Source organism: Streptomyces sp. 2-1 (assembly GCF_048564895.1).
Lineage (GTDB): Bacteria > Actinomycetota > Actinomycetes > Streptomycetales > Streptomycetaceae > Streptomyces > Streptomyces phaeochromogenes.
Genome location: NZ_CP183383.1, coordinates 5812125 through 5837727 on the forward strand (window position 1 = coordinate 5812125; position 25603 = coordinate 5837727).

Below are 25603 nucleotides of genomic sequence, written 5' to 3' on the forward strand. Positions count from 1 at the left end.
AGCGGTCGTGATGGGTACGTACTCGGTGAAGGCCAGGGGTGGTTGGGATCGTCCCGGAACCTGGCGACGGACCCGGGCGTCTTAACCACCGACGACCGTGCCCCATCCTCCCGTGGCGGAGGCGGCGAGAAATACGCGCGACGGCAAACGCCAGGCGCCGCCACCCCACGCCATGCCCATGCTTTTGCCAGACGCAGTATGGACGCGGACGCAGCCCAACGCTCGGCCCATAGGGGTTCCCCTTGTCTCGGACGGGGGTGTGATGCGCCAGCAGGTACGCACAGTGAAGTGATCGACACATGGTGTGATGTGGTCCTCGGTGTTGCCAGGCGTGCAACGGAAAGGAACGAGCGCTCATGCGCGAGATCCTCGGAAAGCGACGCAGGCTCCTGTCCAAGCGAAACGGCGGACAGCCTGAGATGCTCGGCGCGGCCCTGACCTTCGCGACCGCATGGCAGTGGCCCGTACTCCCGGGAGTGGCGGCGGACCCGCAGGGGCGGGCCCGATGCGCGTGCCCCGACCCGGAATGCACAGTGCCCGGTGCCCATCCCTTCGACCCCGGCCTTCTTGCGGCCACCACCGATGAGCGGATGGTGCGCTGGTGGTGGACGAACCGGCCTACGGCGCCGATCATCCTGGCCACCGGGGACAAGGCCCCCTGCGCGGTGAGCCTGCCGGCGCTCGCCGCGTCCCGCGCGCTCCTCGCGCTCGACCACATGGGGATGCGCCTCGGCCCCGTGATCGCGACCCCGACGCGCTGGGCGCTGCTCGTGAAGCCGTACTCCCTGGAGCAGCTCGGCGAGTTGCTCTACGCCCAGGACCATGTCCCGGGTTCGCTGCGGTTCCACGGCGAGGGTGGCTATGTGGCGCTGCCCCCGTCCGAGACCGGTCAGGGCCAGCTGCGCTGGGAGCGGGCTCCGCTGCCCGGTTCGGCCGCCCCCTGGGTGCCCGATGTCGAGGCGGTCGTGGACGCCGTGGTGGAGGCCCTCACCCGTACGGGTGTGAGCGCCCCCGAGTTGTAGGGAAACCGGGCGCGCGGCGAGCCGCGCGCCCGCCCTCGCTCGTTATGTTCCTTTCATGCTGCGTCACTCCCGGGGACGACGAGCCCCAGGCCCTCGAAGAGTCCGCCCGATCGCGTTGGCGGGCGCGGTAGCGCTCATTGCCGCGCTGCCACTGGCCGTGGCCTCCGCGGGACCTGTGGGTGACCTGGATTCCGCGACCCGGACCTCCGACGACGGCTCACGCGCCTCCGACGACTCCGTTCGCGCCTCGGGCGCACGTGTCTCCGACGACGCGCCTGCTGCCGCCGCCGGTCGCGCCGGCGCACCACGGGCGCCCGAACCCCGTTCCGCGCCCTCCGAGAGCCCCCTGACGCTCGGCCTGGGCCTCGCCACCGCCGCCCGCTGCGGTCCCGAACTCGCCTCCCCCGACGGCATCGAGGCACAGACCTGCGTGCTGACCCAGGGGCGGGACACCTGGGCGCGGACGTACTACCGCAACGCGACCGGCGACGATCTCACGTCCGTACTGACCCTCATGGGGCCCGCCGGCCGCACCGTACGGATGCACTGCGCCGTGGGCGCGGACGACGAGCCGGGGGTGTGCGAGACACCGCGGGAGCGCACGGCGGGGGACGCGGGTGCGTACACGGCGGTGGTGGAGTTCGCGGAGGGGGCCGAGGGGCCGCTGTTGTTGCGCTCGGGGAGCAACTCGCCTGCGCAGACCGCGCGTTGAGGCTTCCGCCGGCAGGGCGTCCGAATCCGGAAATGAGAAGACCCGGTTGCTGGCGACGGGGGATGCACCAGCAACCGGGCTAATGGAACGGTAACAAGAGATCGGCGGTTCGCAAATTCGATCTCGGCTATTCGGACACCGACTTCCCTGCCACAACGGGGAGTTGTGACAGGAGTCACCCGGTCGACGACCCTGTCGGCCGACTGACCGGTCGGCCAGTCCCACCTGGGCGTCTGCTGTGTCTCAGCTGAGCGTGACCTGCCGGTTGGTGAGACCGCCGCGCGCCCGGCGCTCGTCCGCGGTGAGCGGTGCGTCCGAGGCCAGCGCGCCGGCGAGCCGCTCGGCGAATTCGGCGGCCGGCTTCTCGACATCCTCCGCCGTGACGCCCGTCGGCAGGTCCCAGACCGGCACCGTGAGGCCGTGGGCACGGAAGGAGCCCACGAGACGGGTGCCGTCGCCGAGGCTCGACCGGCCCGCGGCGTGCAGCCGGGCGAGCGCGTCCAGAAGCTGCTCCTCCGGGTGGGGCATGACCCAGCGCAGGTGGTTCTTGTCGGGCGTCTCGCACCAGTACGCGGCGTCGACACCCGCGAGCTTCACGGTCGGGATGGCGGCGGCGTTGGCCCGCTCCAGGGAGGCGGTCACCTCCGTGGTCGCGTTCTGCGCGTCCGGAACCCAGAATTCGAAGCCCGGGTGCACAACTGGCTCGAACGCGCCTTCGGGGTCGAGGAGGTCCTGCAGCCGCGGTCCGTCGGCCGGGGCGCGACGGCCCTGGACCGGAGTGCCGGGCTCCGCGGTGAGCGCGCGCTGGAGGGTGTCGGCCAGGTCGCGGCTGATGTCACCGGACGCGGTGTCGTTCTGCAGGCCGATCAGGACCGAGCCGTCCTCGCGGCGCAGCGCGGGCCACGCCATCGGCAGCACCGTCGCGAGCGTGACCGACGGGACGCCCTCCGGGAGCGCCTCCTTCAGATGCAGCTCGACGGTGGCCGCGGGCACCAGCTCGCGCAGCGCGATCCAGTCGGCCTCGCCCGCCAGCGCTTCGAAGGGGCGGTGCACCAGCTCGGTCACGGCATGCGCGGCGGCCCGGCCGTGACAGGCCTTGTATCGGCGGCCGCTGTTGCATGGGCAGGGCTCGCGCGCCCCGACGACCGGGATCTCTCCATCCGTCAGCTGAGGCTGCTTGGCCTTCGTCTGGGGTCGCTTCTTGGCCATCGTGGATGTCTCCCGGTTACGGCTCGACTCGTACGGGCGCGAGCCTAGCCGCTCGTACGGGGAGCCACGGGACCCTGTGGACAACGTGCCGAGTCGTCCCGGAAGCGATGATTCGGTTCGTCCTTGAACCAATGCTTCCGTCTGCTTCGGGTTGCTTCGGCCCAGGTCGTCCTGGGTTCGGGCCGCCATCGGCTCAGGTCGTTCCCGGTCCAGCTCAGTCCAGGCTGTCGAACGCGTTCCCGAAGTCGAGGTCGGGTATCGCGGACACCGACGGGGCGGTGACGCGCGCGGCGAAGTCGTCGCGACGGTGTCCCGCGTGTGCGTCCTTGTGCACGACCACCCACACCGTGACCTCACCGCGGGCGTCGTCCCGGACGCCCCAGTCGTCGGCCAGCGCCGTGATGATGTTCAGCCCGCGACCGCCACGCGCGGTGACCGAGGGTGTGGCCGGAACCGGACGGGTCGGACCGCCGCCGTCCGTCACCTCCACGGTGAGCCTGCCGGTCGGTTCGACGCGCCACGCGCACCGGACGTCGCCGTCCCCTGCCAGGGCGTCACCCAACGGCCTGCCGTGTCGGCAGGCGTTGCTCAATAGTTCGGAAAGGATCAATACGGCATCGTCGATGACCGTTTCCGCCACACCGCCGGTGCGCAGCTGAGCCCGCATCCGGTGTCTTGCTTCCCCCACGCCCGCAGGGCCATGGGGTACGGCCATGCTCGACGACGTGGGCACCTCCTGTGCCACCACCAACGCCACCCCCGAGACCTCCTTTGCCCCACGCCACGGTGTGAATGCCCCCCTGGACTGGACCGGAAACCGGCCAATGCACGTGCAGTGACGCACTCCTAACGATCGAATACGGACCGAACGCGCCGGAGCACTCCCTGTAATCGCGTGGCCTGAATTCGACGGAGTGGCCGAGGTGTGGGGGTAGCCCGCGCGAGGGATCCGGCTGGGCCCCAGGTCAGCGGCCCAGCTGGTGGAGCACCGCGCGTGGGCGGTTGGTGATGATGGCGTCGACGCCCAGCCCGACACAGAGATCGACATCCTCGGGCTCGTTCACCGTCCACACGTGAACGTGATGTCCGGCACGTTTCAGGCGCTCGATGTAGGCCGGGTGATTGCGGACGATGCGCATTGAGGGACCCGCGATCCGCACCCCCGCGGGCAGCCGTCCGTCACGCAGCCGGGGCGAGACGAACTGCATGAGATAGACGGTCGGCAGCGTCGGGGACGCGGCGTGGACGCGGTGCAGCGAGCGCGCCGAGAAACTCATGACGCGTACGGGCGACTCGTCGGCCGAGGGCGGAGCGTCCAGACCGAAGCGCTTGAGCAGTACGAGCAGGCGCTCCTCGACCTGGCCCGCCCAGCGCGTGGGGTGCTTCGTCTCGATGGCGAGCTGTACGGGGCGGCCGGCGTCGGCGACGAGTTCGAGCAGCCGCTCCAGGGTGAGGACGGACTGCTGCTCCCAGGAAGGGGGCCGTTGCTGTTCCCAGTCGGGCGCTTCGTCGCGGTTCTTCCAGGAGCCGAAGTCCAGCGTGGCGAGGTCGGCGAGTTCCAGGGCGGAGACGGCGCCGCGGCCGTTGGAGGTGCGGTTGACGCGGCGGTCGTGGACGCAGACGAGGTGTCCGTCCGCGGTCAGCCGTACATCGCACTCCAGGGCGTCCGCCCCGTCCTCGATCGCCTTCTCGTACGCGGCCAGGGTGTGCTCCGGGGCCTCTTCGGAGGCCCCGCGGTGGGCGACGACCTGGTTCAGGTGCTGTCGTGCGTGGGTCACCGCGTCATGGTGCCATCGCGAGTGGGTAGGCGTGACGTCGATGGCGTGGTGCATGCGATGGTTTTGTCAGACCTGTCCGATATAAATGAAGATCCCGGAGTCACAGGCACCGCTTATGGTGCCCTGACGGCCCATGGGAAAAGCTGACGGCATACAAAAGCACATGCACAGCTGAATCGCGCCGGTTCCTGAGCACTCGCGGGTGGAGTCATGAACACACGTGAGTGATCGTGACCGAGCGCGACCTGACTGAACAGCCGTGGATCGAGAGGAAGAGCTGTGAGCACCGAGAACGAGGGCACTGCGGTACCCCCGGCCCCGTCTGCACCTCCCGTGCCGGTGGACACTCCTGCTGCTTCCGTGCCGCCGGAGCAGGGGGTGTCACGGGCAACGGACCCTGTGGACCCCCACCAGGGCGTGGACCCCTATCAGGGCACGGCTCCGTCCCAGGGTCCGGCCTACTCCCAGGATTCGGCCTACTCCCGGGATTCGGGCGCTTCCCAAGACGGTGCGCCGACGGCCGCGTTGCCCCCGGTTCCCTCCGGGGCGCCCGAGGCTGCTGGCCCGGCACCGGAAGCGGGTGCCTGGCCGCCTCCGCCGCCGGCCACGCCGTCGTACGCGAGCGGGGGCGAGGGCGGCTCGGGGGACTCCTGGGGCTCCTCGTACCAACAGCCCGCGCCCAAGCCCAAGTCGGGCGGGCGGGGCGGTCTGGTCGCCGCGGTCCTGGTGGCCGCGCTGGTCGCGGGCGGCGTGGGCGGTGGCATCGGCTACTGGGCGGCCGACCGGAACGACGACTCCACGGGCTCCACTACGGTCGCCGCCTCCCAGAGCGGCGGCGACCTCAAGCGTGACCCGGGCACGGTCGCGAACGTGGCTGCCACGGCGCTGCCGAGCACGGTCACCATCGAGGCCGAGGGGAGCAACGGCGAGGGCGGCACCGGCACCGGCTTCGTCTTCGACACCCAGGGCCACATCCTCACCAACAACCACGTGGTGGCGGAGGCGGTCGACAGCGGCAAGCTCTCTGCGACCTTCTCGAACGGCAAGAAGTACGACGCCGAGGTGGTCGGCCACGCCCAGGGCTACGACGTCGCGGTCATCAAGCTCAAGAACGCACCGAACGACCTCAAGCCGTTGCACCTCGGCAACTCCGACAAGATCGCCGTCGGCGACTCGACGATCGCGATCGGCGCGCCCTTCGGCCTGTCGAACACGGTGACCACGGGCATCATCAGCGCCAAGAACCGCCCGGTGGCCTCCAGCGACGGCAGCGCCCAGAGCAAGGCCTCGTACATGAGCGCCCTGCAGACCGACGCCTCGATCAACCCGGGCAACTCCGGTGGTCCGCTGCTGGACGCGAACGGTGCGGTCATCGGCATCAACTCCGCCATCCAGTCCTCCAGCGGGGGCCTGGGCGGCACGAGCCAGTCCGGTTCCATCGGCCTGGGCTTCGCGATCCCGATCAACCAGGCGAAGACCGTCGCCCAGCAGCTGATCAAGACCGGCAAGCCCGTCTACCCGGTGATCGGCGCCTCGGTCTCCCTTGAGGAGGGCACCGGCGCGAAGATCACAGAGCAGGGCGCCAGCGGCTCGGACGCGGTCACGCCGAACGGCCCCGCCGCCAAGGCCGGCCTCAAGCCCGGCGACGTCATCACCAAGCTCGACGACCGGGTGATCGACAGCGGCCCCACCCTCATCGGCGAGATCTGGACCCACAAGCCCGGCGACACGGTCAAACTCACCTACACCCGCGACGGCAAGCAGCAGACCGCCGAAGTCACCCTGGGCCAGCGCGAGGGCGACAGCTGACCCGTTAGTCTTGTCCCCGCGCCGATCTCTCAGCGGCGCGGGGTGGGTTGCCCGAGCGGCCTAAGGGAACGGTCTTGAAAACCGTCGTCGCAGCGATGTGACCGTGGGTTCAAATCCCACACCCACCGCAGTGCGAGAAGCAGGGGCGTCCAGAACCGAGAGGTTCTGGACGCCCCTGCTGTTCTTGGGGGTGGTGCGTTGCGTGGTGTTTTCGGGGTGCACGCGCGCGTGGGTGGTTGTTTTCGGTTGTGGCGGGGCTAGGGGCGGTGTCTTGTCATGCGGGATGCCGAGGTGATGGTCGAGCGGGCCTCGCGTTCGGTGAGGCCGGTGTGGATGGCGGCTTCGACGAGGGCCTCGGTGAGATCCGGGCCGAGGCCGTTCTCGTAGGCGCGGCAGGCCGCCCAGAAGAGGCGGGTGTTGCGCTGGCCCTCGTGGGCGGCGAGTACGAACTGGACGAGGCCCTGGCCGTGTTGGCCCGCCGAGGCAGGGCCGGCGTGGCGGCCGGTGCGGGGCGGGGGCAGGAGGAGTTGCAGAAGGGACGGCGGGCAGGCGGCGGGCGCCAGGTGGGCGGTGCCCGGGGCCGTGCTGTACGCGCCGTGTTCTGTGCGTGAGCCGGGTCCTACGAGGTAGCCGCCCGCGCCGCGGATGTCGATTCCGGGGGCCAGGCGGCCCGCCGAGTTGGGGACGACGACGTCGGGCGGACCGCTCAGCCAGACATGACGGCCGCCGCTGGGGGTCAGCACGACGACCGTCTCCGGGATCGTGAACAGGTGGCGCAGGGCCAGTTCCCGGAGCGCCGCGGAGGAGTCCGTACCCGATTTGGTGTCGAGGTCGACGCCGATCAGGTGGTGGGGGTCCAGCCCGCAGGCGATGCCGTAGCCGGTGGCCCAGGGGGCGGCGGCGAAGAGCTCTCGGATGCGTATGGGGTCGATCGAGGCGTCGTACACCCCGTGTCCGAAGCGGCCGCACTCGCCGTGGCAGAGCGGGGCCGTGGGGTCGTCGCGGTGGGGGGAGCGCAGTGCCGGAAGTTTGGTTCGGGACAGCGGGATGACGGACAGTCCGCGTTCGGCGGCTGACAGGGCGTGTGCGAGGGCCAGCGTCGTGGCCTGCCGGTCGATGGTGGCCATGACTCCATGTTCGTACGAGTGTTCGAAAAAAGGAAGAGGCGCTCCGGGGGTTGGGTGAAGGAACGCGGGGCCGGGAGGGGCGGAAACCGGCCCCGTGGGATTGGCTGAAAACGTGCCGGAACGCTTCGTCCCTTGCGGCGTATGGGATTGAGTCGCACGCACCGCCCTGATCTGCGGTTTTGGTCGCGTGAAGGGGGTTTATCGACATGTCCTCACGCTTGCGAGCGAATAGTGCCTTCCGGGGTGGTTCGCCGGGGATTCGGTGGGCAATTCTGGTCTCGCGACGTTGTGACAGACGCCGAGGCGGTCGGCCAACTGCCTTGGAACAAGCCGTACTCAGCCGGTCCTGGCCGGTGCGAACTTCCGCTTCTGGAGGAAAAGACATGGCAAGCATCCGTACCGCCCGCCTTCTCGCCGCCGCGGCAGCCCTGCCGCTTGCAGCCGCCCTCTTCACGGGCGTTGCGGCGGCCGACAACGGCGCCTTCGCGGACAACGGATCGAACGCGGCCGTGGCGAACGTCGTCGGCAGTGGCGTCGGTGGCGACAACTACGGAACCTCGTCCACGACGCAGCAGCAGGCCGTCGGCTCCGGTGCCTCGAACCAGAGCAACACGGCCCAGGTGAACGGTTCCGCGTTCACGGCCATCGACCAGTCGAACGAGAACACCGCCGTCAACTTCACCGAGCTCTGGTGAACCGGCGGCTGTCGGGGACTGGAGACCCCCGGCGGTCGTACGCCTCCTGAGTGGGGTGCTTTGTGGGGTGGTAACACGTCTGCGCGGCGGCACTTGGGTGCCGCCGCGCAGACGTTTCCGCATGTGTGCCGGGCGTGCCGGGCGGGCGATCGTGACCCCGGCGGCCGAGGTCCGTGACCTTGACAGTCACACGCATCTGACGGACAGTCAGAAACCCTTGTTCGTACGAGGTCCGGGAGGGCCGTCGTCGTGCATCTCGCCCCCACCGAGCGCCAGCGACGACTGCGCGCCGAACTCCGCACGTACTTCCGGGACCTGATGCCGGACGGACCGCCGTCGCCCGGGGACCTTGTTGCGCCGGGTGTCCCGGAACAGCAGCGGGCGTTGTTGCGCCGGATCGGTTCCGACGGGTGGCTGGGGCTCGGCTGGCCCGTCGCCTACGGGGGCCAGGGGCGCGGCGCCGACGAGCAGTTCGTCTTCTTCGACGAGGCCTACCGGGCGGGCGCTCCGGTCTCCATGGTCACGCTCAACACGGTCGGGCCGACGCTCATGAAGTACGGGACCGAGGAGCAGAAGGACTACTTCCTGCCGCGGATCCTGCGCGGGGAACTCATGTTCGCGATCGGGTACAGCGAGCCGTCCGCGGGGACGGACCTGGCGTCGCTGCGGACCCGGGCCGTGCGCCATGGTGGTAGTGAGTGGCTTGTCGACGGGCAGAAGGTGTTCACCTCCAACGCCCAGCAGGCCGACTGGATCTGGCTCGCCTGCCGTACGGACCCCGACGCGCCGAAGCACAAGGGGATCTCGATTCTGCTCGTGCCCACCGACGCCCCCGGGTTCTCGTGGACGCCGATCGCGACGGTGGGCGGGCTGACCACGACAGCCACGTACTACGACGGCATCCGGGTCCCGGCGGCCAACCTCGTCGGTGAGGAGAACGGCGGCTGGGGGCTCATCACCAACCAGCTCAACCATGAACGGGTCGCCCTCGCGGCGATCGGCATGCAGGCCGAGGACTTCTACGCGGCCGCGCTGGCCGCCGCCCGTACCCCTGATCCGGTGACTGGGCGGCGCAGGGTTGACGAGCCGTGGGTGCGGTCGAGGCTGGCCGAAGTACATGCCCGGCTGGCGGCAACACGCCTGCTCAACTGGCGTTTGGTGGGTGATGTGGGGGCCGGCCGGCTGGCACCCGGCGACGCGAGCGGCGTGAAAGTCGTGGGAACCGAATCGGCGGTCGCGGTGTACCGCATGTGTCAGGAAATCGTCGGATCGGATGCGCTGGTCCGTTCCGGATCGCCGGGTGTGTTCGGGGACGGCGAGCTGGAGCGGATGAACAGGGCGGCTCAGATCAACACGTTCGGGGGCGGGGTGAGCGAGGTGCAGCGGGAGATCGTGGCGACGATGCGGCTCGGGATGACCAGGGGGCGTCGGTGAGCGAGCGGGAGGTTCCGGGCGGAGAGGGGGCGGCGGCCTTGGGCGAGGGCGGCGAGTACGAGGACGTGTTCGAGCGGGCGAAGGCATACGAGGGGCAGGCTGCCGCTGTTGGCGGTGTGGGCAAGGACCTGGTCAACGAGCCAATGATCCGGCACTGGTGCGAGGCGATGGGCGACACGCATCCGGCGTACGTGGGAGTGGACGCCACGGCGCCGCCCACCATGCTCCAGGCGTGGACGATGGGGGGCCTCTCCGGGCACGCGGGGCGTTCCGAGGCGTACGACGAACTGCTCGGGCTGCTCGACGACGCCGGGTACACCTCGGTGGTCGCCACCGACTGCGAGCAGGAGTATCTGCGGCCACTGCGGCCCGGGGACGCGATCACCTTCGACGCGATGATCGAGTCGGTCTCCGAACGCAAGACGACCAAGCTGGGCACGGGGTACTTCGTCACGACTCGGATGGATGTCCGGGTGGCCGGCCGGCCGGTGGGCACACATCGGTTCCGGATCCTGAAGTACGTGCCCGCGGTTCGGAGAAGGGGTGCTTCGCGGGCGGAGGGAGCGGCTGCGGTTCCGAAGACCGCGATGGCCGCCGAGGTCTCACGGCCCGAGCGATCCGAGCGATCCGAGCGGCCTGAGCGGTCCAAGCGGCCCCGCCCCGTCGTCAATCGCGACAACGCCGGCTTCTGGGAGGGCGTGTCCCGGCACCGGCTGCTCATACAGCGCTGCGACGGATGCAGGACGCTCCGTTTCCCCTGGCTGCCGGGGTGCAACGCGTGCGGTTGCCCGGACTGGGACACGGTCGAGGCGGGCGGCGACGGGACCGTCTACTCGTACGTGGTGATGCACCACCCGCCCTTCCCGGCCTTCGACCCGCCGTACGCGGTGGGGCTGATCGAGCTCGCGGAGGGCGTCCGGATGATCAGCAACGTGGTGGGGGTGCCGCACGACCGGGTGCGGATCGGGATGCCGGTCCGGCTGGAGTTCGAGCAGGTGGACGAGGAGTTGGAGCTGCCGGTCTTCCGGGCCGTCGAGAGGAGCGGGGTCTGACATGGACTTCACGCCCACGGAAGAGCAGGCTGCGGCCCGCGATCTGGCCGCGCGGATCTTCGGCGACCTGTCCACCCACGAGCGGCTGACAGCGGCGGGCACCGGCAGCGACGCCGAGCTGTGGAAGGCGTTGTGCGAGGCCGGGTTGCCGACCGCTGTCGAGGACATAGGGCTCCTCGGCCTGGTGCTCCTGCTGGAGGAACAGGGGCGGACCACGGCCCAGGTCCCGTTCGCGGCGAGCTGTGTGTACGGGCTGCTGGCGGTGTCGGCCCATGGCTCGGCGGAGCAGCGGAAGCGGCTGCTGCCCGCGATCGGGGACGGCACGGTGGTCGTGACCGGCGCCCTGCCCGAGGCTGCCGTACGGGTGGGCGGATCAGGGGAGTTGAGCGGTGTGGCCCCCGTGGTGCCGTGGCTCCGCGACGCCACGCATGTCCTCGTCGCCGACGAGGAGCACGGCCTGTGGCTCGTACGGACCGTCGACGCGCGGTGCGAGCCCGTCGAGCTGACAGCGCCCTGGTCGGCGGGACGGCTGACGCTGGACGGGACACCGGGCGAGCCGCTGGGCGAGCGCGAGCGGCCGGGCGAGCGGCTGGGCGGTTCCGACGCGGACGTGGCGGGCCAGGGGGCGTACGACGACGTGCTGGCCACCGCGCGTACCGCCTTCGCGGGGTTGCAGGCCGGGGTGTGCGCGGGTTCGGTGGCCCGGGCGGTCGACTACACCAACACGCGCGAGCAGTTCGGGAGACCGCTCGCGACCAAGCAGGGGGTCCAACTCCGGGCGGCCGACGCGTACATGGACACCGAGGCGATACGGGTCACGGCCTACGAAGCGGCCTGGCGGCGGGACGAGGGGCTGGACTACGCGACGCACGCGCTGACCGCGGCCTGGTGGGCGTCGGAGGCGGGGTCCCGCGTGGTGCACGCGGGACAGCATCTGCACGGCGGTATGGGGGCCGACCTCGACCACCCCGTGCACCGGCACTTTCTGTGGGGGCGGCAGCTGGACGCGTATCTGGGGTGCGGGAGCGAAGTGCTCCAGGAATTGGGGGCGTTGATCGTGGACGGAGAGGGGGACGCGTGAACACCGAGGTCGGGCCGGTGCGGGTCGGGGACGTCCTGCCGCCGCTGGAGATCGAGATCACCCGCACGCTCATCGTCGCCGGGGCGATCGCGTCGCGGGACTACCAGGACGTGCACCATGACGCGGAGCTCGCGCGGCAGAAGGGTTCGCCGGACATCTTCATGAACATCCTGACGACCAACGGGCTGGTCGGGCGTTACATCACGGACCGGTTCGGACCCCGGTCCGTACTGCGGAGAGTCGCGATCAGGCTGGGTGCGCCCAACTACCCGGGCGACACGATGGTGTTGACCGGCACGGTGGAGGCGGTCGAGGGCGATACGGCGACGGTCAGGGTGGTGGGGGCGAACGGGATCGGCAGACATGTCACCGGGACGGTCACGGTCACTGTCCCCGGAGCCGATGGAGCGGAAGGAGCCGAAGGCGCTGCGGGCGCTGAGGGCATTGCGGGAGCCGAGGGCGCCGCAGTCCACGAGGCGGCGGGGAGTCGGCCATGAGCGTACGGACCAGGGACACGCTCGGCGGGCGGGCGGCGATCGTCGGGATCGGGGCCACCGAGTTCTCCAAGGACTCGGGGCGCAGTGAGCTGCGGCTGGCCGTCGAGGCGGTGCGGGCCGCGCTCGACGACGCGGGGCTCACACCGGCCGACGTGGACGGGATGGTGACGTTCACGATGGACACCAGCCCGGAGATCACAGTCGCCCAGGCGGCCGGCATGGGCGAGCTGTCCTTCTTCTCGCGGATCCACTACGGCGGAGGCGCGGCCTGCGCGACCGTCCAGCAGGCGGCTCTCGCCGTGGCCACGGGCGTGGCCGAGGTGGTGGTCTGCTACCGGGCGTTCAACGAGCGGTCGGGACGCAGATTCGGTTCGGGGGTGCAGCGGCGAGAGCCGTCGGCCGAGGGCGCGGCGCTCGGCTGGGCACTGCCTTTCGGGCTGCTCACGCCCGCGTCCTGGGTGGCGATGGCGGCCCAGCGCTATCTGCACACGTACGGACTGACGCCCGAGGCGTTCGGGCAGGTCGCGGTCGTCGACCGGAAGTACGCGGCGACCAACCCGGCGGCGTACTTCCACGGCAGACCGATCACCCTCGCCGACCACGCCGCCTCGCGGTGGATCGTCGAACCGCTGCGGCTGCTGGACTGCTGTCAGGAGACCGACGGCGGCCAGGCCCTGGTCGTCACCTCAGTGGAGCGGGCGCGGGACCTGCCGCATCCGCCCGCCGTGATCACCGCGGCAGCCCAGGGCGCGGGCCGCGCGCAGGAGCAGATGACCAGCTTCTACCGGGACGACCTGACGGGGCTGCCGGAGATGGGCGTGGTGGCACGCCAGTTGTGGCGTACGTCCGGGCTGACGCCGGCCGGAATAGACGTGGGGATCCTGTACGACCACTTCACACCGTTCGTGCTGACGCAGCTGGAGGAGTTCGGGTTCTGCAAGCCGGGCGAGGCCGCGGACTTCGTCGCCGAGGAGCGATTGCCGTTGAACACGCACGGGGGGCAGCTCGGGGAGGCGTATCTGCACGGGATGAACGGCGTGGCGGAAGGCGTACGACAGCTCCGCGGCACGTCCGTGAACCAGATACCCGGGGCCGGCCGGGTGCTGGTGACTGCGGGTACGGGGGTCCCCACGTCGGGGTTGATCCTGGGCTCGGACGATCGGGGTTGATGCCGAGGGCGGGGCGTCGGGCGGGCCTCAGTGCGGTGTCGGCGGCGGCGTCGGCCGTGTCAGCGCGGCCTCGGCCGGGTCGGCGGAGCTCAAGGCGCTCGGTTTCGCGCTCGGTGAGCGCCCCGGCGTACCCTCCGGGAGTGCTCATGGAGCGCGGACGTACTACTCCCGCACGATTCCCGGGTCCGGGCTACTGCCGGGGGAGCCGTCCTCAGGGGTGAACCCTCAGGGGGCCGGGGCCCGGCGTCCACCTTCAGTAGGTGGGGCCAGCCCCCCTCCTACAACCTGAGGCGGACAAGGCTTCGGGACCTGCGGCCGATCCGCTGGAGTAGGGGGCGCTCCTAGCGTGGAGCCATGACCACAACCGTCTGCACCAGCGCTTCGAATGCGGCGACGCGGACCCTTGCGTACCCGTCGTTCTCCTCGTACGTCAAGGCCCGCCAACCAGTGCTGCTGCGTACCGCTCGCTCGCTGACTGCGAACCCGAGCGACGCGGAGGACCTGCTGCAGACCGCACTCACGAAGACGTATGTCGCGTGGGAGCGGATCGAGGACCACCGGGCCCTCGACGGTTATGTACGGCGCGCGTTGCTGAACACGCGGACGTCGCAGTGGCGGAAGCGGAAGGTCGACGAGTTCGCGTGCGACGAGCTGCCGGAGCCGCAGGCTCCGCCGGCCGGGGACCCGGCGGAACAGCAGGCGCTGCACGACGCCATGTGGCGCGCGATCATGAAGTTGCCTGCGCGGCAGCGGGCGATGGTCGTCCTCAGGTACTACGAGGACCTGAGCGAGGCGCAGACGGCGGACGTGCTGGGAGTGTCGATCGGTACGGTCAAGTCGGCCGTGTCGCGTGCGCTGGGCAAGCTTCGTGAGGACCCCGAGCTGGGTCCCGTGCGCTGATCGTTGTGACCGATCGTTGTGACCGATTGGTGTGACGGTCGGTGTGGCCGACCAGCGCCCGGCAAGCACACTGCTCACGCCGGGGCAAGGAATCCCGTCGTGACGTGATCGATCACCCCGGAGTAGTGACATACCGCGCGGTATGTGAGCAGAATCAGCCCAACCCTTACTACCGCGTAGGCAATGTCGCCCCCGGGAGGACGCCGTGCTGAGCACGATGCAGGACGTACCGCTGCTGATCTCGAGGATCCTGACCCACGGGTCGACGATCCACGGTTCATCTCAGGTGATCACCTGGACCGGTGAGGGCGAGCCGCAGAGGCGCTCGTTCGCCGAGATCGGGGGCCGGGCGGCACGGCTGGCGCACGCGCTGCGTGACGACCTCGGAGTCCGGGACGACGACCGGGTCGCGACGCTGATGTGGAACAGAGTGCCCAAAACATCCGGTGGGTCATCACCCCCTGACCAGGGGGAACAGCGAACGGCCCCGGTACCTGCCTGATCAGGTGCCGGGGCCGTTCTGTGTGACCTACCGCGCCGCACGGGGGATGACGGCGGCGGTGGGTCCTTCCCTCCCCCGTTGCTGTCACAGCAGGGGAGGGGCGGCGAGGGCGCACGCGTCGGCGCGGGCGCGCACCCCTGTGGCTTACAACAGGCGGGCGATTCCGGGCGGCATGAACAGGTCCCGGGTCCGGTGCTCCGCCCACACCCCGCCCGGATCGTCGGCGTCGTGGCGAGCGTACGACGGGCACAGCTCGCAGTCGTCGAGATGCGGCGGGGGGACCGCTTCGGGGTGCGCCTCGGCTATGTGGCGGGCGACCTGGAGTTGTTCCCAGAGGCACCCCTCGGGGGCGGCCCACATCTCGGCGAGCCGCCGCAGCCGCACTGTGCACTCAGCGCATGCCCACATGAAGGACGGGGGAATGGGCCGTTCGCCGACCTCGCCGGGGTCCTCGACCATCACCGGACGCGGCGGGTCGTGGCGCCCATGTAGGCGCGATTTGTGGCGGCGACGCGGTCGAGGTACGCCCCGATGGCATCGGGGCCCGCGCCGGGCGGTAGAGGGTCGAGGCCGATCGTCAGGCAGACGGGGCCGCCGGCGAGGACGTGCCGACGCCAGTCGGCGCCGGGCGCGGGAAGCCGCATAACGAATGTGGGGTGTCCGTAGTCGAGGGCGGCGAAGCGCTCGCGGATCAGCAGCCGCGCGCCGACGATTGGTACGCGGGCGGCGGCTGGCTGTAAGCGCATCGCGTCAACCATGCCCATCAGGCCGGCCTCGATCGACTCGGCCGATTCCCTCGGGCGCCACGGGGGCGCGTGGCCGATCAGGACGTAGCCGACCGGGGTCGAGAGGCCGCCTACGTCGAGCCACGTCGACACGGTGCACCCGGCGGCGAAGGCGGGGCCGGGCACGGCCCGGAAGGACAGGGCGGGTTCTGTTGTCATCGCTTCACCTCTGCCCATACGGCTTTACCGAATGGCCGGTCGTCGGTTCCCCATCGGGCCGCGAGGCTGTCGACGATGTGCAGGCCGCGCCCGCGGGCGCGCTCCCCTGACTCGTTGCGCATGTGAGGGCGGGTGCGCCGTGGGTCGTGCACCTCGACGCGCACGCGCTCGGCGGTTGTCAGGACGGCGACGAGTACGGATTCTTCGGGTTCGGTGCCGTACCGGTAGGCGTTGGTGACCAGCTCGGAGACGATCAGTAAGACGTCGTCGAGGCGTTCGTCGTCGAGCGGTGCGTCGTCGTGCGCCAGGAGGTCGCGCACGTATGCGCGAGCCTGTGCGGGTGCCTCGTTGCTCTTGGGGAACATGGCCTGTGCTGGGGGCCCGGAGGGCGGCGCGCAGCAGGGCGCCGGGGCCTGCCGTCGTTCGTTCATGCCAACCCCTTCGGAGCTGCGGTCACGAGCGGATGGGTTTCGTCGTACAGGCAACACCCCTTGCGAAAGGGCGGGTACCGTCGAGGGGGGTGTCGAAGGGTGTCGCTTTCGACGCCCACGGTCGCGGAGGGTGCGGGGATGAATTCACCGAATGATCAACTGAGTTACTGGCTGGGCCGCTCCGGAATCAGCCGTAAGGAACTTGCCCGACGCGTGCAATCGAAGGCGCAGCAGTGGGGGCAACCGAACGTCGCGCCCAACGCGACGCGTGTACGTCGGTGGTTGGAAGGCGAAACGCCCCGTGCACCGATCCCCGACATTCTCGCGGGAGTCTTCTCGGATCACTTCGGGTGGCGCATCACGACGTACGACCTCGGCCTCGGCGAGGGCAATTCGACCGAGGCAGCGCTCACTTATGACCCCTCTTTCGCGGCTACGGTGGAAGTCGTCGCCGACCTGGGGAGAGCTGACGTGGATCGTCGAATGTTCCTTGCAGCCGCACCGTTCGCGGCCGTTGCCGGTGTCGGTCCCTCGCGGGACTGGCTGTTGGCCACCCTCGACCAGGAGCCGGAACCGGGCCCGCGGGTGCGCCTCGAAGATGTGCTCTCAGTGAAGAACATGTTCGCGTCGTTCCAACGGATGGACGTGCTACAGGGCGGCGGGTCCGGGCGCCTGGTCCTCGCGGAGTACATGAACCACCACGTCTACCCGCTGTTGCGGCGGTCGCACGACGACACGGTGCGGCGTGCGCTGTGCGAGGCCGCGGCCGAACAGACCTACCTACTCGGCTGGATGGCGTACGACAACGGCGAGCACAGCACCGCGCAGCGTTACTTGATCCAGTCGCTACGCCTCGCCGAGGAATCGCAGAACGCCCCGTTGGGTGCGCACGTTCTCGCGGGCATGGCCGACCAGGCGACGCTACTCGGCAACCCTGCCGAGGGCCGGCGCCTGGCACAGGCGGGCCGACAGGGGCTGTCGAGGGCGGACTCGCCGGCGTGCCTTGCGGACCTGTGGTGTCTGGAGGCGCGGGCGCTCGCCCTGCTCGACGACAAGGTCGCCGCGGCGCGAGCGGTCACGCAGTCGGAACGGGCTTACGCGCGGGCCGACCTCGCGGAAGAACCGGACTGGGCGGAGTTCATCGACCCCGCGTATCTGCACGGCGAGCACGCAAACACCATGCGGGACCTGGGCGACGCCAAGGCGGCCGAGGAACACGCGAACCGGTCGATCGAACACGCCAAGATGCAGAACCGGGCCCGCCGTGGCGCCATGTCGCACGCTGCTCTTGCCGTGTCCCACCTGCAACGGCGGGACCTCGACGCGGCGTACTCGGCCGGCATGCGGACGCTGAAACTGTCGGGACAGGTGAAGTCCTCGCGCGCGGTCGAGGCCGTGCAGGATCTACAGCGGCGCATGCAGCCCTTCGGCAGCGACCGCCTGGTCGCCGACTTCAACGAGCACGCGCGCGAGCTGGTCGCCGCGGCGTAGGCGCCGAAACGACAGAACGCCCCCCGCGCGGCCGTACGTGGCCGGGCGGGGGGCGTTGCTCATGCTCGGGTGGCGAACTGCCACAGGGACAGCAGCAGGCCGCACAGAGCGACCAGGGCGGCCACACTGGGGAGCGGCCAACGGGCCCGTTCGAGGGCGTCGACGCGGGTGTCGTTGCGCTTCTGGCGTTCGGTCTCGCCTCGTTCGAGGACGTCGAGGCGGGCGTCGTGGTCGTCGAGTCGGCGAGTGTGCTCCTTGAGTGCTTCGTCCGTCTGGTCGTGGCGCTGAACGAGCAGGGCGAGCGATCCGTCGATCCGGGCGTGCCCGACCTCGATCGTCCGCCGGATGCGTTCGAGTTCCAGCGCGACCGCGGCCGGATCGGACGGCGAGGGCTGGGTCGTCACGGCGCGGTCGGCCCCTTACCGTCGTCGACCAGGCCGAGGCCGAACCGGTCGAGCAGGGCCTCGACGGTGGGGTGCGCCATGGCGCGGGCGACGACGCCGGCGACCGCGGCGGCCGTGGCGGCGGCGCCGACCAGCCACGGGGCGGCGACGGCGAGGTCGCCGGAGTCGGCGACGACCGCGGCGAGGGCGGGCACGACCGCGACGACCGCGGCGAACGTCTGGAGCGCGGTACGGACGGCGCGGGTGTTCTTCGGGTTCATGGGTTCCTCTCGGGGGGTGGGCCCGCCCGGCGCGGTACCGGGCGGGCGGGGTGGGGTGGTTCAGGCGACCAGACGGCGCCACGTCTCCGGGCCGGGGTAGCCGTCGGCGTCGGCGCCGGTCCACCCCTGCGCGCGCTGGAACGCGCGGGTCGCGTTGCGGTCGGCGTCGGACCAGGACGGGCCGGGGCCGACCTTGTAGAAGCGGCGGTATCCCTTGGCGACCAGGGCCTCGCCGAGGCGCGTCACGTACGTGTTGCGCTTGCCGGGGCCGAACTTGTCGCGGCCGGGGAACGCCGGCGGCTTGGGCTTCGGCTTGGTCGTGGTCTTGCCGGGGAGGGTGCCGAGCAGGGACCGGAGCGAGGATTCCCCCGGCACGCCGTCGGCGTCGTCGCCGGTGAAACCGAGGCTGCGCTGATAGGCCGCGTACGCCTCGGTGTCGGCGTCGGTCCACTTGGGCCCGGGGCCGACCTTGTACGCGTCGCCGTGTCCCTTGGCGACCAGGGCCTCGCCGACGCGGGTCACGTGGGCGCCCTCGGCGCCGTAGCCGTATTCAAGTCCGTTGATCGTCACGCGGTAGCGGGCGACGCTCGGCGAGGTCCCGCCCGTGGGCGGGGTGTAGCCCTTGGCGGGCATGCCGTCGCGCACCCACGCGTACAGGATGTCGCCGGGGCACTGGGTGGCGATGCCGTCGCGGTGGCCTCGCTTGGCGAGGGTGTGGCCGGTGCGCCGGCACGCCTCGTCGTACAGGGCGCGGCACGCGGCGAGGGCGGCCTCGCTCGGCTTCTGGTCGCCACCGACGGCGATCTGTACGCCGAGGCCGCTCACGTTGTGCCCGGGGCAGTGCGCCCCGGTGCGGGTCCACCCGCGGCCCTCGTAGATGTTGCCGGCCTGGTCGACGACGAAGTGATACCCGACGCCGGCCCACCCCTGCGCGAGGTGCTGCGCCTCGATCGCGCGCGGGACGGCGGGGCCGGTCGCGGTGATGTGGTGTGCTCCGTCGTAGTGGACGAAGAATTCCGTACGGCTGGACAGGGGGACGTACGCGGGCCCGTCGCTCCTCGGGTCGTTGTCCCACGGCTTGGCGCCCCACGCGGCGCGGCTGATGATCTTGACGGTCATGGGGGTGTCTCCAGACATGAAAAAACGCCCTCGGCGCGGTGCGCGGGGCGTGCGGGTCGAGCAGGGGTCAGACGTTGGCGAGCGCCATGATCGGGATGTCGTGGTCGGCGAGGACGCCGGCGGCGGTCTGGCTGACGGTGGCCGGTAGTGCCGCGTTGGTCTGGCCTTCCGTGTACCAGGCGCGCGCGAACGGCGTTCCGGGCATCCAGAAATTCGCCGTTGCGATGGGCGATTCGTTCTGGACGTGGAAGAACGCGAAGTCGGCGGTACCGCCGGTCACCAGGGACCAGGCGGCCCAATACCGGCCGGGGGCGAGCGAGGTCGAGGCGATCGTGAGCGGCACGGCCCCGACGTGGTTGGTCTCCATGGCGGGCAGGCTTCCGGCTTCCTGGCCGGCCATGGTGAGGGCGACGCCCCCCGACTCGACGACCTTCGCGCCCGTGTCCCGGTAGATCGCCCCGCGGTATCGGTTCGTGCTCACTCCGCCGTACCCGCGGGCGAACATCACGATCCGGTTGACCGTGGTGGTCTCCGTGATGTTGAAACCGACGAAGAACAGGCGTTGCGGTTTCAGGTACTTGGGGACGGGGTTCGCCACGGTGTACGGGTCGCACGACCAGGCGGCGAATCCCAATGCTTGCGGGGTCCACATGTTCCGGCCGGCGGCGGCCGGGAGCTGGGCGATCGGGACGCGCGTCGAGGCGTCGAGACTGGCGACGCCGTTCGCCGCGGCGCGGGCCGTGGTGGCGAGGGCGCCGACCTGCGCGGCCGTGTGCGTGTGCGCGGCCGTCGCTGCTCCGACGTCGGCCGGGACCAGGGCGACGTTTCCGTTCGCGTCCGGACTCACGCCCGCGACGGTCTGCACGGTCCCCCCGCCACTGAGCGCGGGGAGCTGGGCGGCCGGGACCTTGCCGGTCTCGTCGAGCTGGGCGACGCCCCCGGCCGCGCCCGGCGCGGTGTCGGGGACGGCGCCGACGTCGGCGGCGTCGAGGACGACCGCGGCGGTCGACTGCCCGTTGACGGACTGCACGACGCCCGGGGCTCCGTCGGCTCCGTTCGTTCCGGGCGGGCCCTGCTCGCCGGTCTCGCCGGTCGCCCCGCGGGGGCCGACCAGGGAAGCGAGCCATGCGGCGCGGTCGCCGACGAATCCGGCCGCGACGGCGACCTCGTACGCGTCGTCGCCGGCCGGGCCGGTCTGCCCGGTGGCGCCCGTGTCGCCGCGGGGGCCGATCAGGGACGCGAGCCACTGCTCGACGGTGCCGACGAATCCGGCCTCGACGGCGACCTCGTACGCGCTGTCGCCGCGTACCGCGACGTAGTTCGGCGTGGTGGGGTCGGTCGGGGCGATGTCGGCGAGGTCGACGGCCGGGGTCTCGGCGGGCAAGAGCACTTGATAGGTGCGGTTCATGGGCACGCCGGCGAGCTGTTCGGCGACCGCGTACGACCAGTCGGTCGGGATCATGCCGGGGGCGTCGGTGGCCGGTAGCACGACCTCGAAAGCGCCGGTCGAGTCGAGCGGCGCGGCGACGGGTCCGCCGAGGATCACGTCGAACTCGCCGAAGGTGACCATTCCCGGGGCCCGGAAGATGACTTGCCCAGCGAGGGGCTTGCCCTCGGGGGTGAGGAATCGCCCGGTGACTCGGACGGTCGGGATTCCCTCGGGCAGCACTACGCCTCCTGGCGGTCGTTGTTGGGGTCGCCTGGGATGGCGCGGGCCTCGGCGGTCGGCTCGGTGGTCGCCGCGGCGGCGAGGCTGGCCGGCGGGTCGGGGACCTCGCCGGCGTTGAAGGTGTTGCGGGTGTAGCAGGCGAACACGCGGGTCTCGATCGCGCCCGCGGTGCTGTTGCGGTGCTCGATCTGGATCGTGACTTCCTCGCCGAAGTCGGCGCCGTCGAGCGGCTGCACGATGGTTCGGTCGACCCACGTCGAGCCGCTGGGGATCGTCCACGTGCCGAGGGTCCGCGAGTCGCTGCCGCGTACGTAGTTCACGCGGACCTGTCCGCCGTTCGAGCTGATCGTCGAGAACTTGAGGACCAGGACGGCGTTTTGTGCCGGGCCTCGGCCGACCCACGCGAAACCCCACCCGGTCCCGCCCTCGTATCCCTGTATGGCGGTCGGGTACATCGGAAAGGGCATCCACGGGCGGCCGAGCATCCAGTCGCACCACGCGTCATCCATCATGATCACTTCGCCGGACCGCGACCATGTGCGGATCATCTGGCCGGCGCCCGACCCGTTGTACTCGTCGCCGACGGTGAGGGCGGCCGTACCCGACACGGACCTCGCCATGCCGACGGCCCAATCGCCCTCGGCGTCCTGGCCGGTCATGAAGACGCGGTTCCCGGTGGCGGCCTCGGCGATCAACCGTCCGCCCTCGCCGATCCGGACGTCGCCGTTCAAGATCGTGTTAAGGGCGGGGCGCATCTGCGCCCGGCCGCGGAGGGTGCGCACCTCGCGTTCGAGGGCGCTCACGCGGTCGAGCAGGTCTTGCGGGACGTACGCCATTACGCGGCTACCTCCAAGTAGAGCTTGGCCGTTTCGGGGCGGCCTCGTTCGGGCGGGTTGATGGACAGGCCGACGACGCGATACCGGGCGTCGAGGACGTCGGGGTGCCACAGGTCCCGGATGCGGACGCGGACGGTCGCGCCGAGCAGGGCGGGCGAGACGTTGTCGCCGAGCAACACCTCGACCTCGGGGATCTGGACGGGCCGGCGGGCGGCGGTCCAGTCGGCGCGGGCGTGCGCGTCGAGGGTGGCCTGTTGCTCGACCGTGGTGTGATCGGACGATCCGTCGAGGCGCGGCCACCCGGCGGTTATGTCCTCGTCTGCGACCAGGCGCTCGGACATGAGCGGAACGGAGTCAACGGCCTGGTTGGTGTTGATGCTGGCGCCGCGGGACTGCCACCCGTTGGCGAGGGTCGACGCGTCGTGCGGCCACGTGTACGTGAGGATGCGCCCGGGGTGGTCGAGAACGATCTCGGTCGTTCCGGCCCGGATGATGGGGTGCCCCAGCATCAGGCGCTTGACGCGCCGGCCGTTGCTGTCGCGGTAGCTGGCGACGCGCCACTCGAAACCGCGCTCGACGGCGGCGAGCTGGTCGATCAGATCGCCGATCGACGGGAGGTCGTAGCGGGAGAACTCGCGGTCGCGGGTGACCCCGGACGGCTCGCCGTCGTAGGTGATCCCGATATCGCCCCCGGGCGTCGACTGCGCGTAGTCGACCAGGCCGCGCACGATGTCGAACTGGTCGACGTCGTCGGCGACCTGGGTGTCGAGCAACAGGCGCCGGTACAGGTAGCTTTCCCACCCTCCGCACTGGATTTGTGCGGTGAGGTATCCGCGGGCGCTGGAGGCGAGTTGCAGCGTCCACAGGATGCCGCCCCACCAAATCTCGGTCCCGCGCTCGACCCATACGCCCGTACGGCCGGGCTGCAACGCCCGGCGGGCCCGCTCGGCGATCTGCCGGTTCGGGATGGGCACGTTGCCCGTGAGCCGGCCCGTCTTGCCTATGAAGTCGTCGAGGCCGACCCCCTGCACGGGCAGGGTGTCGAGCACCTGGTCGGACCGTAGATCGGTGAACACGAACCGGTAAGGGGACTGCACGCGGCGCCCCCTACTGCACGAACGTCGCGGAGATCCGCACGTTCGTGTTCTTCTCGATCCCGCTCGTGTTGAGGTCGGGCCCGCCACCTGCCCACGAACGAACGGTCATCTTCCCGTCGCCACCGATGGCGACGGCGCCGAGGCCGTAGCCGTTCGATGCGAGGGCTTCGAGCAGGACGATCGGGCGCCACCCGGCGGGGAGCGTGGCGACCAGGGTGTCGCCGAGGTTGGGGGTTGCGGGGATGTTCGCGCCGGTCCTCACGAAGTAGCCGAGGAACTGCACGACACCCCCGCGGCGGCGCGCGCCGAAGCTACTCAGGGACCAGCCGGCGGCCATGGACACGCCCCCGTTGATCGTCTCGACGGGGGGCTCGGGCGCCCGGTAGGTCTCCCACGCCCCATCGGTCGCGTTCCATCGTTCGAGGACGCCCCCGGCGTCGCGGTACTGCCCGTCGTACGCGCCGTTGAAGCTGAGTCCCCACCCGCGCGGGATGATCCCGCCCACGGCGGCCGTGTACCGGCGGCGGTCGGCGAGGGCGGACGACCAGTCGATACCGCCCACGCCCGCGGACGCGCCCGCGGGCACGGTGACGTCCCACAGGCGCAGCGAGCAGGGCGGGAGGTCCGGCGCGGTCGGCGTCGCGTTGGCCTCGCCCTCGACGACCTCGATCCGGGCGAGGGGCTGCTCGCTCTCGTCGAACAGGCCGTCGTATACCCGCACGATCACGCTGTCGATCCGGTTGAACTGTGCATTCCCGTCGGTGAACGTGACGGTCTCGGGGGCGTCGACGGCGACGGGGTACGCGCCCTGTGCGGTCGTGCCTTGCACGGTGGAGCGGCCGACGCCGATCTGTAGGGACATGGCGCCGGCGCTGGTCGCGGCGAACGGGTTTCCGCCGGGGATCACTCCGTCGCGGGTCCGTATCTCGTCCTCGGGCGACCATGTGCCGATGGGGGCGAGGCGGGTGTCTTCTCTCGTCTGCCCCAAGGGCAGTAGCCATGCGGGGCGCACGGTCACGGCGGGGACTCCTTACCAGTAGGCGGCGCGGTAGCGCACGGCGACCGACGCGGCCGGGTCGTTGCTGCCGGGCGCGGCGCGGAACATCAGGGGGGAAGTGCCGGGCGGGAGCGTGAACGTCTGCTCGGGGACCGACCGGGCCGTCGCGGTGTAGAGCCTCGACGCGGTGTTGTTGAGCGTCACGGTTCCGGCGTGGGTGTCGACGACCAGGACGTCGCCGGCGGCGAGGGGGAGGTCGTATTCGAGGGCGTCGCCGGTCGCGGTGTTGACCAGGCTCGGCGCGGTGACCGGGCCCCGGAACTCGACGACCGGGTGCGTGTCGGCGCTGCCCGGGTTGACGGCGGACAGGCGGCCGGTGCTGCCGGGCTCGCCGAAGTTGAGCGGCCACGCGAGGACGTCGGCGCCCGTGCTGATCCGGAGCGACGACGCGCCCACGGGCACGGGCGCGGGGAGCGCTCCGGGGAACAGGACGACCGGTTGCACGGTGACGGCGCCGGCCGGCGCGGTCCCGGTGAGCGATGCGGCGCCCGGGGTGCTTGTCTCGTCGGCGAGGTGCTGGCCGGCCGCGGCCCACCACCGGAGCGTGATGATCGCGCCCTGTGCAGCGGCGACGTTCGATGCGAACGTGACGGTCTGCCCGGGGCCGGCGGGCCACCCGTAGTCGCTTCCGTCGGCTGCCCAGACAAGCTCTGCGGCCTCGGCGAGCGGCTGCACGGACACGGGGCCGACGTCGTCGCCGGTGATGACCGGGTCGCCGTCGCTCCACCAACGCCAGACCTCGCCGACGCCCGCGGCCTGGTCGACGGGCAACACCTCGGCCTCGGCCGACTCCCACGACAGGCCGGACTCGGACACGGGGAGCGTCGCCGTGGCGACCTGCTCGGCGAGGGCGTAGCGGCGCGGGTCGGTGGCGACGAACTCGATCGCCCCGCCCACGATCGTGCCGAGGCGGTAGCCGGTCGTCGTCGGCACGGCGCGGCGTACGGCGCGGGCGTAGGACACAAGGGGCCCGCGCTCGTCGAGCCACGCAACGAGAGGGATCTCGTCGACGCGCGGCGCGGTCGCGGATTCGAGGCGGCCGACGACCTCGCCGATCTGCGCGCGCGGGGCGCGCACGACCAGGCCGTCGACGCCGATCGTCCTCGACTGCGCGAGCAACTGGCCCGGGTAGGCGCCGTGCGCGTCCGCGCGCTGCACGCTGCCGGAATCCAGCGGCGGAAGGTCGCCCCACCCGGTGAGCGAGCGCCACCGGTACGGGGTGTCGGGGCCGAGCAGTAGGTCGCCGTACTGGACGTGTCCCGGCCGGGTGACCAGGGCGCCGGCGGCGCCCATCGTGGCGACGGTCAT

The 25603-nt window shown here is 71.0% G+C and carries 26 protein-coding genes, 1 tRNA gene and 1 pseudogene; 13 read left to right on the forward strand and 15 right to left on the reverse strand.

Annotated elements, in window-relative coordinates:
- Positions 1-356: 356 nt before the first annotated feature.
- Complete coding sequence (locus tag ACN20J_RS25570) at positions 357-1022, forward strand: bifunctional DNA primase/polymerase (RefSeq protein ID WP_190230846.1); 666 nt, start codon at positions 357-359, stop codon at positions 1020-1022.
- Positions 1023-1077: 55 nt separating this feature from the next.
- A complete protein-coding gene (locus ACN20J_RS25575) occupies positions 1078-1734 on the forward strand; it encodes a hypothetical protein (RefSeq protein WP_361888240.1) in 657 nt (218 codons plus the stop codon).
- Between the two features lie 243 nt (positions 1735-1977).
- On the opposite strand, the gene ACN20J_RS25580 is transcribed toward ACN20J_RS25575, so the two are convergent.
- The 3 genes from ACN20J_RS25580 to ACN20J_RS25590 all read right to left on the reverse strand — a co-directional run bounded on the left by ACN20J_RS25580 (position 1978) and on the right by ACN20J_RS25590 (position 4721).
- Positions 1978-2943 carry a DUF5926 family protein gene (locus tag ACN20J_RS25580; protein WP_189841593.1) on the reverse strand — a complete coding sequence of 322 codons (966 nt, stop codon included), beginning with the start codon at positions 2941-2943 and terminating at the stop codon, positions 1978-1980.
- A gap of 214 nt (positions 2944-3157) precedes the next feature.
- Positions 3158-3787, reverse strand: a complete 630-nt coding sequence (locus ACN20J_RS25585; protein ID WP_189841594.1) for an ATP-binding protein — start codon at positions 3785-3787, stop codon at positions 3158-3160.
- Between the two features lie 121 nt (positions 3788-3908).
- Positions 3909-4721, reverse strand: coding sequence for a glycerophosphodiester phosphodiesterase (locus tag ACN20J_RS25590; RefSeq protein ID WP_189841595.1), 813 nt, complete (start codon positions 4719-4721; stop codon positions 3909-3911).
- Positions 4722-5000: 279 nt separating this feature from the next.
- On the opposite strand from ACN20J_RS25590, the gene ACN20J_RS25595 reads away from it, so the two are divergent.
- On the forward strand, positions 5001-6530 hold the full coding sequence (locus tag ACN20J_RS25595; RefSeq protein ID WP_419666885.1) for a S1C family serine protease: 1530 nt from the start codon (positions 5001-5003) through the stop codon (positions 6528-6530).
- Between the two features lie 41 nt (positions 6531-6571).
- Positions 6572-6658: transfer RNA gene (locus ACN20J_RS25600), tRNA-Ser, on the forward strand.
- Between the two features lie 129 nt (positions 6659-6787).
- Here the strand turns inward: ACN20J_RS25600 and ACN20J_RS25605 are convergent.
- Positions 6788-7657, reverse strand: coding sequence for a bifunctional DNA primase/polymerase (locus tag ACN20J_RS25605; RefSeq protein ID WP_190230850.1), 870 nt, complete (start codon positions 7655-7657; stop codon positions 6788-6790).
- A gap of 383 nt (positions 7658-8040) precedes the next feature.
- Between ACN20J_RS25605 and ACN20J_RS25610 the strand changes: the two genes are divergently transcribed.
- The 8 genes and pseudogenes from ACN20J_RS25610 to ACN20J_RS25645 form a co-directional block, all read left to right on the forward strand.
- Entirely contained in the window at positions 8041-8352 is a 312-nt protein-coding gene (locus ACN20J_RS25610; RefSeq protein ID WP_055613949.1) for a hypothetical protein, read from the forward strand.
- 249 nt (positions 8353-8601) lie between these two features.
- The gene (locus ACN20J_RS25615) at positions 8602-9786 is read left to right on the forward strand and encodes an acyl-CoA dehydrogenase family protein (RefSeq protein ID WP_419666886.1); all 1185 of its coding nucleotides are present in this window, start codon (positions 8602-8604) and stop codon (positions 9784-9786) included.
- Between the two features lie 38 nt (positions 9787-9824).
- Positions 9825-10838 carry a bifunctional MaoC family dehydratase N-terminal/OB-fold nucleic acid binding domain-containing protein gene (locus tag ACN20J_RS25620; protein WP_419668950.1) on the forward strand — a complete coding sequence of 338 codons (1014 nt, stop codon included), beginning with the start codon at positions 9825-9827 and terminating at the stop codon, positions 10836-10838.
- Position 10839: 1 nt separating this feature from the next.
- Positions 10840-11919: an acyl-CoA dehydrogenase family protein gene (locus ACN20J_RS25625; protein ID WP_419666887.1), complete on the forward strand. Its 1080-nt coding sequence runs from the start codon at positions 10840-10842 to the stop codon at positions 11917-11919.
- Positions 11920-11936: 17 nt separating this feature from the next.
- Positions 11937-12416, forward strand: coding sequence for a MaoC family dehydratase (locus ACN20J_RS25630; protein WP_189841702.1), 480 nt, complete (start codon positions 11937-11939; stop codon positions 12414-12416).
- Positions 12413-13585, forward strand: coding sequence for a lipid-transfer protein (locus tag ACN20J_RS25635; RefSeq protein ID WP_189841603.1), 1173 nt, complete (start codon positions 12413-12415; stop codon positions 13583-13585). Before ACN20J_RS25630 ends, ACN20J_RS25635 begins: the two co-directional genes overlap by 4 nt.
- Positions 13586-13939: 354 nt before the next feature.
- Positions 13940-14485 carry a SigE family RNA polymerase sigma factor gene (locus tag ACN20J_RS25640; RefSeq protein ID WP_189841604.1) on the forward strand — a complete coding sequence of 182 codons (546 nt, stop codon included), beginning with the start codon at positions 13940-13942 and terminating at the stop codon, positions 14483-14485.
- A 217-nt stretch (positions 14486-14702) separates the two neighbouring features.
- A pseudogene (locus ACN20J_RS25645) lies at positions 14703-14957 on the forward strand (fatty acid--CoA ligase); the annotation flags it as partial.
- A 174-nt stretch (positions 14958-15131) separates the two neighbouring features.
- Here the strand turns inward: ACN20J_RS25645 and ACN20J_RS25650 are convergent.
- Genes ACN20J_RS25650 through ACN20J_RS25660 form a run of 3 tightly spaced genes read right to left on the reverse strand, consistent with a single transcriptional unit; the run spans position 15132 to position 16362 of the window.
- The gene (locus tag ACN20J_RS25650) at positions 15132-15446 is read right to left on the reverse strand and encodes a hypothetical protein (RefSeq protein WP_147286251.1); all 315 of its coding nucleotides are present in this window, start codon (positions 15444-15446) and stop codon (positions 15132-15134) included.
- Positions 15446-15931 carry a hypothetical protein gene (locus ACN20J_RS25655; RefSeq protein WP_114528239.1) on the reverse strand — a complete coding sequence of 162 codons (486 nt, stop codon included), beginning with the start codon at positions 15929-15931 and terminating at the stop codon, positions 15446-15448. The genes ACN20J_RS25650 and ACN20J_RS25655 overlap by 1 nt, the downstream gene beginning before the upstream one ends.
- On the reverse strand, positions 15928-16362 hold the full coding sequence (locus tag ACN20J_RS25660) for an ATP-binding protein (protein ID WP_258565880.1): 435 nt from the start codon (positions 16360-16362) through the stop codon (positions 15928-15930). Before ACN20J_RS25660 ends, ACN20J_RS25655 begins: the two co-directional genes overlap by 4 nt.
- A gap of 138 nt (positions 16363-16500) precedes the next feature.
- Here ACN20J_RS25660 and ACN20J_RS25665 point away from each other — a divergent pair, with 138 nt between their 5' ends.
- Positions 16501-17853 (forward strand): transcriptional regulator, encoded by a 1353-nt coding sequence (locus tag ACN20J_RS25665; protein WP_419666888.1) that lies wholly within the window; start codon positions 16501-16503, stop codon positions 17851-17853.
- A gap of 59 nt (positions 17854-17912) precedes the next feature.
- Here the strand turns inward: ACN20J_RS25665 and ACN20J_RS25670 are convergent, their stop codons facing one another.
- The 8 genes from ACN20J_RS25670 to ACN20J_RS25705 all read right to left on the reverse strand — a co-directional run bounded on the left by ACN20J_RS25670 (position 17913) and on the right by ACN20J_RS25705 (position 25603).
- On the reverse strand, positions 17913-18257 hold the full coding sequence (locus tag ACN20J_RS25670) for a hypothetical protein (protein WP_114528236.1): 345 nt from the start codon (positions 18255-18257) through the stop codon (positions 17913-17915).
- A complete protein-coding gene (locus tag ACN20J_RS25675; protein ID WP_114528235.1) occupies positions 18254-18517 on the reverse strand; it encodes a hypothetical protein in 264 nt (87 codons plus the stop codon). Before ACN20J_RS25675 ends, ACN20J_RS25670 begins: the two co-directional genes overlap by 4 nt.
- Before the next feature lie 60 nt (positions 18518-18577).
- On the reverse strand, positions 18578-19636 hold the full coding sequence (locus ACN20J_RS25680; RefSeq protein WP_114528234.1) for a peptidoglycan-binding protein: 1059 nt from the start codon (positions 19634-19636) through the stop codon (positions 18578-18580).
- A 67-nt stretch (positions 19637-19703) separates the two neighbouring features.
- The gene (locus ACN20J_RS25685; RefSeq protein WP_114528233.1) at positions 19704-21305 is read right to left on the reverse strand and encodes a collagen-like protein; all 1602 of its coding nucleotides are present in this window, start codon (positions 21303-21305) and stop codon (positions 19704-19706) included.
- On the reverse strand, positions 21305-22141 hold the full coding sequence (locus tag ACN20J_RS25690) for a hypothetical protein (protein WP_114528232.1): 837 nt from the start codon (positions 22139-22141) through the stop codon (positions 21305-21307). The genes ACN20J_RS25685 and ACN20J_RS25690 overlap by 1 nt, the downstream gene beginning before the upstream one ends.
- Positions 22141-23238, reverse strand: a complete 1098-nt coding sequence (locus tag ACN20J_RS25695; protein WP_114528231.1) for a hypothetical protein — start codon at positions 23236-23238, stop codon at positions 22141-22143. The genes ACN20J_RS25690 and ACN20J_RS25695 overlap by 1 nt, the downstream gene beginning before the upstream one ends.
- Before the next feature lie 10 nt (positions 23239-23248).
- Positions 23249-24256 (reverse strand): hypothetical protein, encoded by a 1008-nt coding sequence (locus tag ACN20J_RS25700; RefSeq protein WP_147286250.1) that lies wholly within the window; start codon positions 24254-24256, stop codon positions 23249-23251.
- 12 nt (positions 24257-24268) lie between these two features.
- Positions 24269-25603, reverse strand: coding sequence for a phage distal tail protein (locus ACN20J_RS25705; RefSeq protein ID WP_181849205.1), 1335 nt, complete (start codon positions 25601-25603; stop codon positions 24269-24271).